Genomic DNA, 14049 nt, shown 5'->3' with positions numbered 1-14049 from the left:
TCTTTCATACGCGGAACACGAGGCGGCGGCTGCAACGGCTGCCTCGGCACAGGTCCGGAACGGGACGATGGGCCGGATTTGTGACGGTGCGCTGACAGGAACAGCGGAGGGTGGCCCCTCCGCCGGCATCAATGAATCTAACGGAGAAGAACAATGACACACGTACAGACCATGCTCGACACGTACCCCAAGGATTTGGGAGGCATTGACAAGGAGAAACTCGTTGAATGCATCCGGGCCTGCTTTGAATGCGCCCAGACCTGTACGGCCTGCGCCGACGCCTGCCTATCAGAGGACATGGTCGCGGAACTGACCAAGTGCATCCGCACCAACCTCGACTGCGCCGACATCTGCGTCACGACCGGCAACACGCTCTCCCGCCACACCGGGTACGACGCAAACGTCACCCGTGCCGTACTGGAAGCCTGCCGGACCGTCTGCAAGGCCTGCGCCGACCAATGCGAACAGCATGCCTCCATGCACGAACACTGCCGGGTTTGCGCCGAGGCCTGCCGCCAATGCGAACAGGCCTGCGCCGACCTGCTGAGCTCACTGGGCTAACCCCGCCCGAGGCCCGCCGGGTACCGGGACGCCTCCAGGGGGAATGTCCCGGTACCCGGGTGGCCGGAACCAAGACGAATATGTGAACGAGAGACATAAGGCAGCAGCGCGAAGCTACGAACGGGAGAAGGAGCGGTTCTGTGTCGAACACGGGAAACGACAAGAAGGCCGGGCACCATCACGACGGGCACCAGGGCCAGGACACCGGGAAGATGTACCTGCGCTTCGCGGCGATGATCCTGACGGCGATGGTGGTGATGTACGCGGCAATGTTCGTCGGCTCCTACGAGTGGGGCCATGTACGCTGGAGCGAGAGCCGGATATTCATGGCCCTCACGATGGGCGGGACCATGGGCCTGATCATGCTCGCCTGGATGCTAAAGATGTACCGGAACACGAAAGCCAACGTGGCCGTGGTCGTAGTCAGCCTCCTGCTCCTCGGCGGCGGAGCCTACCTCGACCGCAGCCAGATCACGGTGCAGGACACGGCGTTCATGAGCTCGATGATCCCGCACCACTCGCTGGCCATCACCCGGTCCGAGCGCGCCGAGCTCGCCGATGTGCGGGTGTGTGAACTGGCGGTCGAGATCAGCGAAGCGCAGCGGCGGGAGATCTTCGAGATGGACTGGCTGATCGACGACATCCAGCGCAACGGAATCGCCGCGACAGCCCAAGAGGCAGAAGCCCGACCCGTCCCCGACTACCAGGAGCCCGCAGAACGCCAATGCCCCACCGGTTGAGAAGGACCGCCCCTGCGACCAAATTCTCGGGGAACTCTTTGGCTAACGTTATCGGGAGAGGGCCCTCAAGGCCGCTGTCAGCCGGCTGTCCGCATCGTCGGCCACCTGGCGGATGGCCGGGGTGCCGGCTAGCTGGACCATGGTTTGGGGGTCGATGGCTTCCACTGTGGTCTCTGAGGCGTCGGGGGCCCGGCGGACGACGACGTTGCACGGCAGCAGGGCGCCGAGCTGGGGCTCGGCGGTTATGCCGCGCTGGGCAAGTTGGGGATTGCAGGCGCCGAGGATGATGTAGTCGCCGATCTGATCGCCGGCGTCCTGCCCGAGCTTCTGGGTGAAGGTGGCGCGGACGTCGATTTCGGTGAGGATGCCGAAGCCTTGGTCGGCCAGGGCTTCTCGGGTGCGGGCGACGGCGTCGTCCCAGGCGAGCGGGATGGTGATGGAGTGTGTGTAGGCCATGTTGTTCCTTCCGGTTGAGGTTCAGTTCTGGTTATCTGCCAGTTCGAGTCCGGATTTCTCCGCGTCGTTGAACTTGGCGTCAATGTGGACGACGTCCCGGCCGGCGCGCTGCAACAGGCTCGCCGCGACGGACGCGCGGTAGCCCGAGCCGCAGTGCACCCACAGCCGTCCGGCGGGTACTTCCTCCATGCGCCGGAGCAGTTCGTGGAGCGGGATATTCACCGCCCCTTCGATGTGAGATTGTTCGAACTCGTCGGTGCGCCGGACATCCAAGATGGTGTCGCTCTCCGGTTTTCCCTGTACTTCCTTCCAGCCGACGCTGTCATAGGACGAGACGGGTGCTTCGGGTGCGAGTTCTCCCGGTGCGGCGCCGATGGCAGCGTCCGGGTTGTCGATGCCGATGCGGGAGAGGTCCCGGATGGCGTTCTCGACGTCCTGGCGTTCACCCACGAGCGTCAGCTGTTCGTCCCAGGGCAGGACCCACCCGAGGAAGGCGGTGAATTTTGTGCCGTCGCCGTACTCGAAGCTGACGCTGCCGCTGAGGTGGTTGCTGGCAAAGGCGACCCGGTTCCTCAGGTCCACGACCCACTCGCCCTGCTGCAGCCGGGAGTCCAGTTCGTCCGGGTCCAGCGAGGCGGGCACGTCCAGGTTCGGCGGGGTGGGTCCGGCCATGTTGATCGGTGCCATGTGGGCGTAGTAGGAGGGGTATGCGGTGAGGTTGTCGATGAGTTCGCGGACGAAGTGGTCTTCGTCCTCATCGGTCAGGGCGTGGTTGTCCCGCAGCTGCTCGCCGATGGTGGAGGAGTCCGCGCCGCTGGCCGGACCGGAGGAGCAGAACGAGCCGAAGCCGTGGGTCGGATAAAGGTTCGCGGCCTCGTCCGCTTCCTCGGTGAGCCTGCGTACGGAGGCGTACTGGTGCCGGGTCAGCGGGACGGTGTCCTCCTCGCTGACCAGGTCGGTGCGACCTACCGAGCCGTAGAGCAGGCTCCCGCCGGAGAACACCGCCTGCCGTTCGCCGTCGGTGACGATGTAGGACAGGTGGTGGTGGGTGTGTCCGGGGGTGGCGACCGCCTTGAGGGTCAGTTTCCCGACCTGGACCGTTTCCCTGTCCGAGATCGGCTGCCGGCTGTACGGAACGTTGTCCGCCGCGTTGACCAGGTACACCGCGTCATGGTCCTTGGCCAGCTGCAGCCCGCCGGTGACGTAGTCATTGTGGATATGGGTCTCGGCGACGTGGGTGATCCTCACACCGGCGTCCGCGACGGCCTTGTCCACCCGGTCGGTGTCCCGCTGGGGGTCGATGACGACACCGACCTCGCCGTCGTGGACCAGATACGTGCGGTCGCCGAGCTGAGGAGTTTCGATCGTGATGACTTCCATGGCCGGATTCCTCCTTGATGGCGGTTGATCTGACTCCCACGTTACCGCTCCGGACTCCCGCCCGGCACCCCACCGGGTGTCCGCGCGGGCGTCCCTTGACGGTAGGAGGCCGGCCGCAGGAGCAGGACAGCGCCAGCTGCCAAGAGAAGCGGGTCAGGCCCCCTGATGCCTTGGGTGCGCCCGACGGGCTGCAGGCGTGGACCTGTCTGTTTATCCGTGCCGTGTCGGCCTTGTCCCTTGTTATCTCATGGCGGGGGCAGGGATTTTGCGCAGGGGGCATGCGGGGATGGCGTAGCGGCAGGTGAGGGCGCCTGCGGCCAGTACCCCTGCGGTGATGGCGAGGATGAGGTTGGCCGGGGCGGGAAGTTCCTGGACGAGGACGAAGACGCCCATGGCCAGGACGAAGATGCCGAAGCCTTTGCGCAGGGCCGCTTCGGGAATGCGGCCGGTAAGGCGCGCGCCGATGACGGAGCCGGCGATCGCGGCAGCGGTGACGGCGGCGACGAGGCCCCAGTCGAGGCTGACGGTGGTGAGGTAGCCGCCGAGCCCGGCGAAGGACTTCATCGCGATGACGACCAGGGAGGTGCCGACGGCGACGGGCATGGAAAGGCCGCCGAGCAGGGCGAGGGCGGGGACGACGAGGAAGCCGCCGCCGGCGCCGACGAGCCCGGTGACCAGACCCACGACGAGGCCTTCGAGGATGACTTTGAGGACGGGCAGTTCGTTGTTGTGGGTGGTAGCGGTTTTGTTTTTGCGGCCGCGGATCATGGCGATGGAGGTGGCGACCATCATGAGGGCGAAGGCGATCATGAGGATGGTGCCGGGGATGTGCCCGCCGAGCAGGCCTCCGGCGAAGGCTCCGGCCATGCCTGCGGCGCCGAAGATCAGGCCGGTGCGCCATTTGACCCGTCCGTTGCGGGCGTGGGTGATGGCGCTGACGGCCGAGGTCGCGCCGACGACGAAGAGGGAGGCGGCGATGGCTTCCTTGGGGTCGAGGCCGGCGACGTAGGTGAGGATGGGGACGGTGAGGATCGAGCCTCCGCCGCCGAGCAGGCCGAGGGAGAGTCCGATGACGACGGAGAGCAGCAGGGTGGCCGTGAGGGCGAGGCTCATGTGGTCTGTCCTTCTCTGGTTGAATGGGCGGTCAGCGGACGGGCAGGCCTGCGCGCTGCCAGGCGGTCATGCCGCCGGTCATGGTGTCGGCCGTGTAGCCCGCGGCGTTCAGCGCGTCGGCGACCTGGGCGCTGCGGTTGCCGCTGCGGCAGACGACGATGACGGGGCGGGTCCGGTCGAGTTCCCCGACACGGGCGTTAAGCTGGCCCATGGGGATGTGCAGGGCTTCGGGGATCATGCCCTCGGCGGTTTCGAAGTCTTCGCGGACGTCGAGGATCTGGTCGCGGCTGCGGCGGTCGTTGGTGTCCTGGATGGTGGTCTCGGCCATGGCGGGCTCCTGGGGGTGCAGGCGGTTGGAGGGGTGGTTCCCGCCCGGTGTGGGGCCCGGGCGGGAACCGGCTTAGGGGAGGGGTCAGGCGGAAGCGCGGGGCAGTTGCCGGATGGCGCTGGCTGCGGTGGGCTCGGCGGCGGTCCTGTTCCACGGCATCCTGGAGAGCACATTGCCCATGGTGCAGGTGTTGGTGGCCGCGGAGAAGGTCAGGCCGGTGCCGATGGCGCCGGCGAGCAGGCGCAGCTTGGGGGAGACGAACCTGCCGGCCAGCAGGCCGCCGACGACGAGGGTGCCGGCTGCCATACGGACCTGGCGTTCGAGGTCCCAGCGCTGGGCGCCGCGGACGACGTCGCCGCCGGCGGCAGCGAAGCCGGGGACGCCGCCGGTGAGCACGCGGGCCGAGCCGATGCCGGCGGTGCCCAGGCGCTGGCGGGCCTGTTCGGCGCGGACGCCGGACTGACAGACCAGGACCACCCGGGCGCCGAGGCGTTCGGCCAGTTCGCCGGTGTGCTCGGAGAGCAGTGGCAGCGGCACGTTGTAGGAGCCGCGGATGTGCATGGACTCGAACTCGGCAGCAGAACGTACGTCGATCACGATCAGGTCCTCGTGCTGGTCCATCCAGTCGCCCAGGGTCTGCGGGTCGAGGGCGGTCACGGTGGAAGTCTCGGAAGCCAAAAGGGAGTTCCTTTCAAGGAAGCGGATGTGTCGCTACAAGTCTGCCACATACCCCAGGGGGTATGCAAAACACCCGCCGGGGTATAGGATGGAGGGAGACTTCCACCCCCTTGCCAAGGAGAACACCATGCAGCTCGACAGCACCGAACTGACTCCGGTCATCAACCGGCTCAACCGCGCCCAGGGCCAGCTGGCCGCCGTTACGCGCATGCTGGAGGAAGGCCGCGACTGCAAGGATGTCGTCACCCAGCTCGCCGCCGTATCGAAGGCGCTGGACCGGGCCGGGTTCGCGATTATTTCCACCGGCCTGGAGCAGTGCCTGGCCAAGCAGGATAACTCGATGGACAAGAAGGAACTGGAAAAGCTCTTCCTCTCCCTCGCCTGACCCCGGCAGGCCGGCAGGCCGGACAAGGCGACCCCGCGCGATGGACTGCGCGGGGTCGCTTTGTTTGCGCGGGCGTCCGTGGTGTTGGTGTGCCGGGGCCTACCCGGTGCGGGGCGGGAGCGTCTCGTACATCCTGGCTGCCACCACGGCGGCGGTGGCCGCGCTGAGGGCGGCCGCTGCCCAGACGGCGGCGTGCAGGCCCATGAGGTCGGCGGTGATGCCGCCAAGGATGGCACCGACGGCGTAGCCGAGGTCGCGCCAGACCCGGTAGATCCCGACCGCCCGGCCGCGCCACGCCGGGTGGGCGACGTCGCCGACCACGGCCAGAAGGGTCGGGTAGACCATCGCCGTGCCGGCGCCCAGCAGCACGGTTCCGGCGGCCCAGCCGGCGAAGCTGTGGGAGGCGGCGATGACGGCGAGGGCCGCGGCCTGCAGTGCCATCCCTGCGGTGATCAGGTGCTTGCGCCCGATCCGGTCCGACAAGGCTCCGGTGACCAGCTGGCCCGCTCCCCAGACGCCGGGGTAGAGCGCGAAGAGCAGTCCGATCTGTGCCGCCGGCAGGCCGGCGGTGGCGAAGAGCAGCGGGAACAGGCCCCAGGACAGGCCGAAATTGAGGTTGTTGACCAGGCCGGCCAGGCTGGCCGAGGACATTGCCGGTTCCCGCAGGCTGGCCTGGATCAGGATCTGCCGGGCGGTCAGGTCCTGATGGAGGTGGTCGTGGATGCCGTCGGCGCGCGGGACGTGCGTGCCTGATTCCAGGCGTGCATGGCCGCGGGTTTCCCGCAGGAAGACCCCGGTGAGCAGCAGGGCCAGGGCCGTGTAGAAGAGTCCCAGCAGGAACGGGGCCGGGCGCAGGCCGTACTGCCCGGCCAGGTATCCGGCCAGCAGCGAGGATGCGGCGATGGCACCGTAGCCGGCGGCTTCGTTCAGTCCCATGGCCAGGCCGCGTTGCCGCGGTCCTACGAGGTCGATCTTCATCACGACGGTGGTGGACCAGGTCAGGCCCTGGTTGATGCCCAGCAGTATGTTGGCGGCGATGATCCAGCCCCAGTCCGGGGCGAAGATCAGCATCAGCGGCACCGGCAGCGCGAACAGCCAGCCGCCCAGCAGCACCGGTTTGCGCCCGTAGCGGTCCGAGAGTGTGCCGGCGAAGTAGTTGGTGATGGCCTTGGTGATGCCGAAAGCGGCCACGTACGTGAAGATGAACGTAAAGCCGGTCAGGCCGAATTCTTCGGTGGCCAGCAGCGGCAGGACGGTCTGCTGCTGGCCGACCATGCCGCCGACGAGCGCGTTCACCGCCACCAGCAAAGCGAACTGGGCTGCGTTGGCCCGCAGTCCGAGGGCCGGCGAGGTGTTCTTGGCGTGTTTGGTCATGGGGGTGCCTCAATAGAGTGGAGTGATCATAACGCCGAAACGGGCCCGCACTGTGTGCGGGCCCGTCTATCATCGAGTGCAGGTCAGCGGCTCAGGGTCCTCTCCCGCGAGTTCTGCCAGTTTTCCCAGCCGGCGTAGTTGCCGTCGAGTTCGACGACGTTGTAGCCGGCGCGGCGGAGTGCGCTGGCGGCGACGGAGTTGCGGACCCCGCTCTGGCAGTAGGTCACGATGGTGCCCTCGACCGGAAGATTCTCCCGGTTCCAGAGCACGCGGCCGGCGCTGAGCTGCCCGGAGCCGGGGATGTGCCCGGCGGTGTGTTCGGTCTTGTTCCGCACATCCAGCACCAGGGCGGCGTCGAAGCCCTCGAGTTCCTCAGGCCGGATCAGGGCCGGAACCGTGATCGGCAGCCCGTCCAGGTTGGTGGTGTAGCCGGCGACGTTGTCGATCCCGACCCGCACCAGGTGGTCCCACATGATGCGGGCTTCGTCCTGATTCGGAGCGAGCAGGACCAGCGGGCGGTCGTCGGTTTCGGGGTCGTAGGCCCAGGCGCCGAAGCTGGCGGCCTTGTTGCCGGCCGGGATGTTCAGGGCGCCTGCCACAGTTCCTTCATGGACCAGCGCGTTGGGGCGGGTGTCGACAAAGGTCACCTTGTTGTCGGCCAGGTCCGCGGCGATGGCCTGGTTGTCCAGTTCGGGCAGCGGGGCGCGTTCGCCCAGAACGGCCGGGCCGAGCCGGTTCTGGCGCTTCATCCGCCCGAAGTAGGCGTGCGCGTCGGGCTGCCCGTCGAGGAGTTCATCGATGAAGCCCTGCTCGTCGTTGGCCTCCAGGTACTTTCCCCACCAGGCGTAGAGGCGTTCATAGCCGACCGTGGTGGACGGGATAGCGCCGAGGGCCTTGCCGCAGGCGCTGCCGGAACCGTGCCCCGGGTGCACCTGGACGTGGTCCGGCAACGCCAGGAACTTGGTCCGCAGGCTGGCGAAGAGCTGCTTCGCCCCCTCGAAGCGGGTGTCGATGCCGCCGGCGGCCTCATCCAGCAGGTCCGGCCGGCCCAGGTCGCCGGCAAAGACGAAGTCGCCGGAGAGCAGGTAGCCGGGCCGGTCGCTAAACGCCCCGTCGGTGACCAGGAACGAGAGGTGCTCCGGGGTATGCCCGGGGGTGTGGAGGGCCTGGACGGTGATGTTGCCGATCGAGATCGTATCGCCGTCGTGCAGGCGTTCGGCGTCGAAGCCGTACTGCCAGTCAGCCCCGCCCTCGCCGGAAACATGGATCCCGGCGCCGGTGGCCGCGGCCAGTTCCCGGGTCCCGGAGAGGTAGTCGGCGTGGATGTGGCTCTCGGTCACGGCCACGATTTTCATCCCGTTGGCCTTCGCGAGGTCGAGGTAAACGCCGATGTCGCGGCGGGCATCGACCACCACGGCCTCGCCCTTGCGCTGGCAGCCGATGAAGTAGCCGGCCTGGGCCAGGTCCTCGTCATAGATTCGCTCGAACAGCATGTAATCTCCTTGTCGTCGCTTCCCGGGAGTACCCCCGGGGGTATCCTTCTTTCAAGAAAACAATATACCCATGGGGGTATCTTGGCAAGTCTGGATCGGCTTTCTGGTTATACCCCGCGGGGTATGTATGATGGAGGTTGGTGCCCGTGAAGCGGCGCCTGTCGAAACGTGATGGAGGGACTTGTATGTGCCGGGTGGCGACATGCCAAAAATGCGCAAAGGCAACGTGGGCAGGCTGCGGCAACCATGTCGAGCAGGTGATGCGTAACGTTCCGCAGTCCCGCCGCTGCACCTGTGCCGCAGGGGCCGGCCGGAAGCCGGGCACCGGGTTCGGCTGGATCGGGAAGCTTTTCGGCCTTTAAACCGGCCATGATTGCCATGGAGACACGCTTGGATACCAGTGAACTGATCCTTACTTGGCCTGTTTCGCAGTGCAGCCCTTTCCCGGCGTTGCTGCCGCCAGGCGCGTAGTAGGCCATGCGCGGGCGGAGCTGCCCGGAGTCCGTCGTGAACTCGTCGTAGATGCAGCGGATCCCGCAGGCGACCGAACGCAGTCACGAAATACGTCCCACACAGAATCCAAGGACTGGATAAGGGGGCACCGGGGGAACTGGCAGCCTGTTGCGCGGCAGCAGTCTGTCACTCGCAGCAGCCGTCCAGCGGCTCGTGGCCGTGACGCTGTCGGGTCTGATAGTCTTCGCGGATTTGTTCTGAACTGCGGCGGTAAAATAGGGCCAAGACCTGCCGTCTATTCGGATTGTGTCGGTCGAGCTCTCGATCCGACGTTGTCCGGTCGCCCGCCGGCCATGCTGCTGACTGGTCTAACGGCCGCCGTGTCCGGCTCCAGCGAACGGGCGCTCATGGCGCGGTTACGGTCTTCGTGAAATCGGTAACACCATGTGGGAGCGCACAGATGCAGGAGAATCGAGGCAATCCCGCGGGGAATCCCTCGAAAAAACCTAGATAGGGACGCGTCAGTCCGTGGACGAACCAAGCAACCCCGGAACCCGCAGCCGGCCTCCAGGCCAGGACGTACGGCAGCGGCCCGACCCCCGACTGTTAAGAGGTCCGGACGCGGGCACAGGGTCAACATCATCAAAAATTCAGGAGGGACGATGACAAGGAAAAACTTCTTCGGCTATCCGTCAGCACCAGTGGAGCGCGCCCTCGGCACGTGCGCCGCTTGCGGCAGCACCTCGGGCAGGTTCTTCACGATCACAATGAATAATCAAACGAGGGCCTTCGACAGTTTCGAATGTGCCATCCATGTAATGGCACCCACATGTTCCCATTGCGGCTGTCGGATCCTGGGTCACGCCATCGAAGCCCACCCAAACACTTACTGCTGCGCCCACTGCGCCAGTGAAGGGGGAGGACGGGAGGCATCAGGGCGCCCATAAGGTTCCGGCTCGAGCGAACCTTTGCTGATGGCGGGAGGCCTTGGGCCATAGTCAGCGGGATTTTCAGATTGTGTTGTATCGGCCGCGGATGGCGCCAGCCCTATGCAGCCGTCGGTTCCACGATCTGAATCTGGCCGCGGGTGCCGTGCGGTCCAGCTTTTCCGGCAGCCAGTGGTTGCCTGCTGCATTTTCGACGGGTCCGTAAGTGCTTCCATTGGCTCGGGCTCCGGACAGAGCAATAAGGATATCCATCCCGGCTGTTTTTCTCGTTGGCAGGGGTTACGGAAGTATTTTCAGAGCGGTGTCCCAGTTGAACCGTTCATGCTCCGGGTTTACCTGCAGCCCCATGATCAGGAGCATGAAAGCTTCCAGCTCGCGGGCCCTGCGCAGGGGGCCTGCGTCGATGGGTCTCATGCCTGATTCGGCGGTGATGGCACTGACTTTGCGTTTGGCTGTTTCTGAATCGCCGGCGATAAAGACGTCCAGTGGTTGGCCGGCTACCGTACCGGTTTCGAGGGTCTTGGGAAATACCGTGTTGAAGGCTTTGACGACGTCAGCACGTCCTTCGAGGAAGGATGCGGTTTCTTCGGCCGCGGAGACGCCGGGTGCCGTGGTGAGACGGTCGAAGGTCGTGTAATCGATGGGGTTGCTGATATCGACGACGGTTTTGCCGTCCAGGCCGGATCCGTATTCGAGTACGACGGTCTTTGTTTCGCGGTGGGGGATTGCGAGGACAACGATGGGGCTTTCAAGCGGTGACCCAGCGTAGGCCCCGGTGGCTCCTGGTCCAAGTGATTCAACCAGTTCCCTCGTTTGGTTTCCGTTACGGCCCAGTATCCGCACGCTGTGGTTGCCGTGCAGCATGCGCACAGCAATGCCTCTGGCCATGTGCCCACTGCCGATAATGTCGATTTGGGACATGGGTTTCTTTCCTTTTCGTGAGGATTTTCTCTTGAGCCCGGCTATTAAGGTTCGCAAATCCTCAGGTGACTCTCCAGAGTCTTTGGTCCTCTGAAGGCGTGGATAAGCAGCAGTGCCTTGTGAATTCCGGTGTGGGCGGCGGGCACTTTCGTTCTCTTGGCGGCTGGGACCGGAATGAGCCGGCCGATACCTGTTGCGCCGGTGTCCGGTAGCTTCCGGGCCCTCCCGGAAGCTGCGGGATCTTGGTCTCGGCCGTCTTGCGCGGAAACAAGGGTATTTAAAGCTTGTGCATTTTCAGGATCCGGTCGCCAGCCCGGTGCACCGCGAGTGGATTCCTGAAAAATGCCCGGAGCCGGGTTCATGGTGCCAATGCCGTGTTTGCGCGGCGAGGTCAGTCTTTCTTTCCGGTCTCAGGGGCGTGAACTACCAGGACGGGGCACTTGGCATGGGCGATGCAGGAGGAACTGACTGATCCGAGGTGTAGTCCGCTGAAAGCACCGCGACCCCGCCTGCCGACGATGAGCATGTCGGCATTTTCGCTGGCCTTGATCAGCGAGGACTTCGGATTTCCTTGAACGAGACTGGTCTTGACGTTTCTTGGTGTTTCGGGTCCGTAGGCACGTTCCACAGACTGGTTGAGAATTTTGGCGGCGCTTTCCTGGAACCCTTCGATGCCCACCAGTACGTACCCGTCATACATTTGGGGGAACTCCCAGCACATGATTGCCTCGATGTGGGCGTTGAAAGGCTCTGCGAGGTCCTGAGCCTGCCGCAGTGCTTCGAGGGAAGCGTCCGAGCCGTCGACGCCGACAATGATTTTCGTTATTCCGGGTCCATGGGCCATGAAAATTCTCCGATGTCAGGCGTTATGGGTTTCCTAACCTACCTGCCATGGTGGCCGGGCACTAGGGGCTGAAGACACTGGGATTGGTGCGGCACCGGAGCAGAAGTTGGGCAGGAACGTCCGCTGTGATCCAGGTCCGGTGAGGTGCCGTCCGCCAGGCGAGTATTGAAGAAAAGGGGGGAGCAGGGCTCTCGCCGAAGGCGGACCGGGGGCGGATACTGGAACAGGCGGGTTCGGTCGATCCTGGAGGTGGGGACCCTTGGTCCACGTTGCCCCGCCGAGGCCGTCCGTTGCCGGGACGGGCGGCTGTGCCGGGGAGGTGACTTGCGTGGGCTGTGCGGCAGCTGGGTCGGGGCACCCCGATGTGTGTGATAAGGCTGCTCCTGCCGGGGCACGGGGCCTGCATGGCCGGCTGCCAAGGCCTGGGTACGTGACGGGACCGGTCCGGCGCGGTTGGTGACGGTACGTCCTCGGGGTCGGAGGGATGATGGGAATAGCGCGCAGGTATCCGCTCGTGATGGCAACGGTCCTGTGCATACTTGCCGTCGTCGTCCTGCTGCTGGTTGGAGCGGATGCCCCGGCGCGGTGGGTGGCCAGTGTCTTTGCTTTGGTTGTCGCGGCCAGACTGGCCGTTGATATGGTGCGGGCGGTGGCCCGCGGCCGGTGGGGAATGGACCTGCTCGCCCTGGCCGCGGTGGTCAGTACCGTCGCCGTTGGAGAATACGTTGCGTCGTTGATCGTTGTGCTCATGCTTTCGGGTGGCAGGGCGCTGGAGGACTATGCGCAGGGCCGGGCCCGGCGGGAACTTACCGCACTCCTGGATCTGGCTCCGCAGATCGCGCATCGTGAGACCGGCGCCGGATCACTCGAGGATGTCGGTGTCGATGATATCCGCCCGGGCGATGTGCTCCTGGTCCGGCCCTCGGAGGTCGTTCCGGTGGATGGAGTTCTTGCCTCAGGATCGGGCTCCTTCGACGAATCGGCTCTGACCGGGGAGAGCCTTCCTGTTGAAAGGTCGGCGGGAGATCCGGTGATGAGCGGCTCGCTCAACGGCCAGTCGGCGGTTCGGGTGCGCGCGACGGCCGCGGCAGCTGATTCCCAATACAGCCGCATCATCGCCCTGGTGAAGGAAGCATCTGCCAGCCGCGCGCCGGTGGTCCGGCTCGCGGACCGTTACGCGGTTCCGTTTACGTTGTTTGCGCTGGCCCTGGCCGGTGGTGCCTGGTGGGCCAGCGGCGATCCGGGACGGTTGGCTGAGGTGCTCGTCGTGGCCACACCGTGCCCGCTGTTGATCGCTGCGCCGGTAGCGTTCGTCGGTGGTATGGGCCGTGCCGCCAGATCAGGGATCATCATTAGGAACGGTGGAACTCTGGAGACACTCAGCCGCGTGCAGTCGGCTGCTTTTGACAAGACCGGCACCCTCACCGGCGGAAAGCCGGTGCTGGTGGAAGTCAGGCCCGCCGGCAACCCGCCGCGCATTGGCGACGATGAACTGCTGCGGCTGGCTGCCTCCGCCGAACAGTACTCCTCCCACGTCCTCGCCGCGTCAGTGATGGCGGCGGCAACACGTCGGGGAATGGTCCTGCTGCCGGCGGGCCAGGCAACCGAATATGCCACGCAGGGGGTGCAGGCCGACTTCGGTGGCCGGACAGTGAGCGTCGGAAAACACGGCTTCGTGTCCCGAAACGCGGTGTCCGTGGAAAAGACGGAACTGTCAAGCGGTCAGATGGCCGTCTACATCGCTGTCGACGGTGTCTATGCCGGGGCCCTCGTGATGAGTGATGCAGCCCGGCCGGAGGCCGGTTCCACCCTCGGGCGGCTGCGGCGGCTGGGCGCGGGCGAGACCGTGATGCTCACCGGCGATGCCCGGGAGACCGCCGAGCACGTCGCCCGGGAACTCGGTATCAGCCGGGTACGGGCCGAATGCTCGCCGGCGGATAAGGTCGAAACGGTCAGGACGCTGCCGCGACGGCCGGTCATGATGGTCGGCGACGGCGTCAACGACGCACCGGTGCTGGCAGCGGCCGATATCGGCATCGCGATGGGTGCCAAGGGATCGACGGCGGCCAGCGAGTCCGCGGACGTCGTCATCATGCTCGATGATCTGTCCAAGGTGGCCGACGCGGTGGAAATCGGCCGGCGCAGTGTCCAGGTGGCGCTGCAAAGCATCTGGGTGGGGATCGTCCTCAGCGTTGCCCTGATGGTTGCCGCGGCGTTTGGCTACATTCCGGCCGTGGCCGGTGCCCTCTCCCAGGAGCTGGTCGACCTGGTCACGATCCTCAATGCGCTCAGGTCTTTGACCCCTTCGCGCCGGTCCGCCGCCACGACCGGGGGAGTTGAGCCGGAACCGGTTTCTTCCCGGGCGGTGACCTGAGG

Annotated in this window: 15 protein-coding genes; 6 read left to right on the top strand and 9 right to left on the bottom strand. The window is 65.7% G+C overall.

Annotated elements, in window-relative coordinates:
* The first annotated feature begins 153 nt into the window (after positions 1-153).
* Together AC5RWO_RS11580 and AC5RWO_RS11575 are read left to right on the top strand one after the other, a co-directional pair.
* Positions 154-561: a four-helix bundle copper-binding protein gene (locus AC5RWO_RS11580; protein ID WP_498731518.1), complete on the top strand. Its 408-nt coding sequence runs from the start codon at positions 154-156 to the stop codon at positions 559-561.
* A gap of 140 nt (positions 562-701) precedes the next feature.
* A complete protein-coding gene (locus AC5RWO_RS11575; protein ID WP_498731517.1) occupies positions 702-1301 on the top strand; it encodes a DUF305 domain-containing protein in 600 nt (199 codons plus the stop codon).
* A gap of 48 nt (positions 1302-1349) precedes the next feature.
* On the opposite strand, the gene AC5RWO_RS11570 is transcribed toward AC5RWO_RS11575, so the two are convergent.
* The 5 genes from AC5RWO_RS11570 to AC5RWO_RS11550 all read right to left on the bottom strand — a co-directional run bounded on the left by AC5RWO_RS11570 (position 1350) and on the right by AC5RWO_RS11550 (position 5199).
* Positions 1350-1757 (bottom strand): DUF302 domain-containing protein, encoded by a 408-nt coding sequence (locus AC5RWO_RS11570; protein WP_498731516.1) that lies wholly within the window; start codon positions 1755-1757, stop codon positions 1350-1352.
* 21 nt (positions 1758-1778) lie between these two features.
* A complete protein-coding gene (locus AC5RWO_RS11565; RefSeq protein ID WP_498731515.1) occupies positions 1779-3137 on the bottom strand; it encodes an MBL fold metallo-hydrolase in 1359 nt (452 codons plus the stop codon).
* 240 nt (positions 3138-3377) lie between these two features.
* The gene (locus AC5RWO_RS11560; RefSeq protein ID WP_498731514.1) at positions 3378-4250 is read right to left on the bottom strand and encodes a sulfite exporter TauE/SafE family protein; all 873 of its coding nucleotides are present in this window, start codon (positions 4248-4250) and stop codon (positions 3378-3380) included.
* Between the two features lie 31 nt (positions 4251-4281).
* Positions 4282-4578 carry a rhodanese-like domain-containing protein gene (locus tag AC5RWO_RS11555; RefSeq protein WP_498731513.1) on the bottom strand — a complete coding sequence of 99 codons (297 nt, stop codon included), beginning with the start codon at positions 4576-4578 and terminating at the stop codon, positions 4282-4284.
* Between the two features lie 84 nt (positions 4579-4662).
* Positions 4663-5199 (bottom strand): rhodanese-like domain-containing protein, encoded by a 537-nt coding sequence (locus AC5RWO_RS11550; RefSeq protein WP_498731684.1) that lies wholly within the window; start codon positions 5197-5199, stop codon positions 4663-4665.
* 184 nt (positions 5200-5383) lie between these two features.
* On the opposite strand from AC5RWO_RS11550, the gene AC5RWO_RS11545 reads away from it, so the two are divergent.
* Positions 5384-5641 carry a metal-sensitive transcriptional regulator gene (locus AC5RWO_RS11545; protein WP_498731512.1) on the top strand — a complete coding sequence of 86 codons (258 nt, stop codon included), beginning with the start codon at positions 5384-5386 and terminating at the stop codon, positions 5639-5641.
* 99 nt (positions 5642-5740) lie between these two features.
* Here the strand turns inward: AC5RWO_RS11545 and AC5RWO_RS11540 are convergent, their stop codons facing one another.
* Positions 5741-7015, bottom strand: a complete 1275-nt coding sequence (locus AC5RWO_RS11540; protein ID WP_498731511.1) for an MFS transporter — start codon at positions 7013-7015, stop codon at positions 5741-5743.
* Positions 7016-7098: 83 nt separating this feature from the next.
* Positions 7099-8508, bottom strand: coding sequence for an MBL fold metallo-hydrolase (locus AC5RWO_RS11535; protein ID WP_498731510.1), 1410 nt, complete (start codon positions 8506-8508; stop codon positions 7099-7101).
* A 185-nt stretch (positions 8509-8693) separates the two neighbouring features.
* On the opposite strand from AC5RWO_RS11535, the gene AC5RWO_RS11530 reads away from it, so the two are divergent.
* Positions 8694-8870, top strand: coding sequence for a DUF8730 family Cys-rich protein (locus AC5RWO_RS11530; RefSeq protein ID WP_498731682.1), 177 nt, complete (start codon positions 8694-8696; stop codon positions 8868-8870).
* 753 nt (positions 8871-9623) lie between these two features.
* Positions 9624-9908, top strand: a complete 285-nt coding sequence (locus AC5RWO_RS11525) for a metallothionein (RefSeq protein WP_498731509.1) — start codon at positions 9624-9626, stop codon at positions 9906-9908.
* 279 nt (positions 9909-10187) lie between these two features.
* On the opposite strand, the gene AC5RWO_RS11520 is transcribed toward AC5RWO_RS11525, so the two are convergent.
* Together AC5RWO_RS11520 and AC5RWO_RS11515 are read right to left on the bottom strand one after the other, a co-directional pair.
* The gene (locus AC5RWO_RS11520; protein ID WP_498731508.1) at positions 10188-10829 is read right to left on the bottom strand and encodes an NADPH-dependent F420 reductase; all 642 of its coding nucleotides are present in this window, start codon (positions 10827-10829) and stop codon (positions 10188-10190) included.
* Positions 10830-11220: 391 nt separating this feature from the next.
* Positions 11221-11673, bottom strand: a complete 453-nt coding sequence (locus AC5RWO_RS11515; protein WP_498731507.1) for a universal stress protein — start codon at positions 11671-11673, stop codon at positions 11221-11223.
* Positions 11674-12190: 517 nt separating this feature from the next.
* On the opposite strand from AC5RWO_RS11515, the gene AC5RWO_RS11510 reads away from it, so the two are divergent.
* Positions 12191-14047 (top strand): heavy metal translocating P-type ATPase, encoded by a 1857-nt coding sequence (locus tag AC5RWO_RS11510; RefSeq protein WP_498731680.1) that lies wholly within the window; start codon positions 12191-12193, stop codon positions 14045-14047.
* The last annotated feature ends 2 nt before the right edge of the window (positions 14048-14049 follow it).

Source organism: Arthrobacter sp. B055-34 (assembly GCF_059090425.1).
Note: the sequence above shows the minus strand (reverse complement) of the source record. Positions and strands in the feature narration are given on the sequence as shown.

Bases quoted from the DNA above. Each gene is read 5' to 3' on its own strand.
- AC5RWO_RS11580 (WP_498731518.1), top strand. From the start codon at position 154: ATGACACACGTACAGACCATGCTCGACACGTACCCCAAGGATTTGGGA.
- AC5RWO_RS11555 (WP_498731513.1), bottom strand. From the start codon at position 4,578: ATGGCCGAGACCACCATCCAGGACACCAACGACCGCCGCAGCCGCGAC.
- AC5RWO_RS11570 (WP_498731516.1), bottom strand. From the start codon at position 1,757: ATGGCCTACACACACTCCATCACCATCCCGCTCGCCTGGGACGACGCC.
- AC5RWO_RS11565 (WP_498731515.1), bottom strand. From the start codon at position 3,137: ATGGAAGTCATCACGATCGAAACTCCTCAGCTCGGCGACCGCACGTAT.
- AC5RWO_RS11530 (WP_498731682.1), top strand. From the start codon at position 8,694: ATGTGCCGGGTGGCGACATGCCAAAAATGCGCAAAGGCAACGTGGGCA.
- AC5RWO_RS11535 (WP_498731510.1), bottom strand. From the start codon at position 8,508: ATGCTGTTCGAGCGAATCTATGACGAGGACCTGGCCCAGGCCGGCTAC.
- AC5RWO_RS11525 (WP_498731509.1), top strand. From the start codon at position 9,624: ATGACAAGGAAAAACTTCTTCGGCTATCCGTCAGCACCAGTGGAGCGC.
- AC5RWO_RS11550 (WP_498731684.1), bottom strand. From the start codon at position 5,199: ATGGACCAGCACGAGGACCTGATCGTGATCGACGTACGTTCTGCTGCC.
- AC5RWO_RS11515 (WP_498731507.1), bottom strand. From the start codon at position 11,673: ATGGCCCATGGACCCGGAATAACGAAAATCATTGTCGGCGTCGACGGC.
- AC5RWO_RS11545 (WP_498731512.1), top strand. From the start codon at position 5,384: ATGCAGCTCGACAGCACCGAACTGACTCCGGTCATCAACCGGCTCAAC.
- AC5RWO_RS11540 (WP_498731511.1), bottom strand. From the start codon at position 7,015: ATGACCAAACACGCCAAGAACACCTCGCCGGCCCTCGGACTGCGGGCC.
- AC5RWO_RS11560 (WP_498731514.1), bottom strand. From the start codon at position 4,250: ATGAGCCTCGCCCTCACGGCCACCCTGCTGCTCTCCGTCGTCATCGGA.
- AC5RWO_RS11520 (WP_498731508.1), bottom strand. From the start codon at position 10,829: ATGTCCCAAATCGACATTATCGGCAGTGGGCACATGGCCAGAGGCATT.
- AC5RWO_RS11510 (WP_498731680.1), top strand. From the start codon at position 12,191: ATGGCAACGGTCCTGTGCATACTTGCCGTCGTCGTCCTGCTGCTGGTT.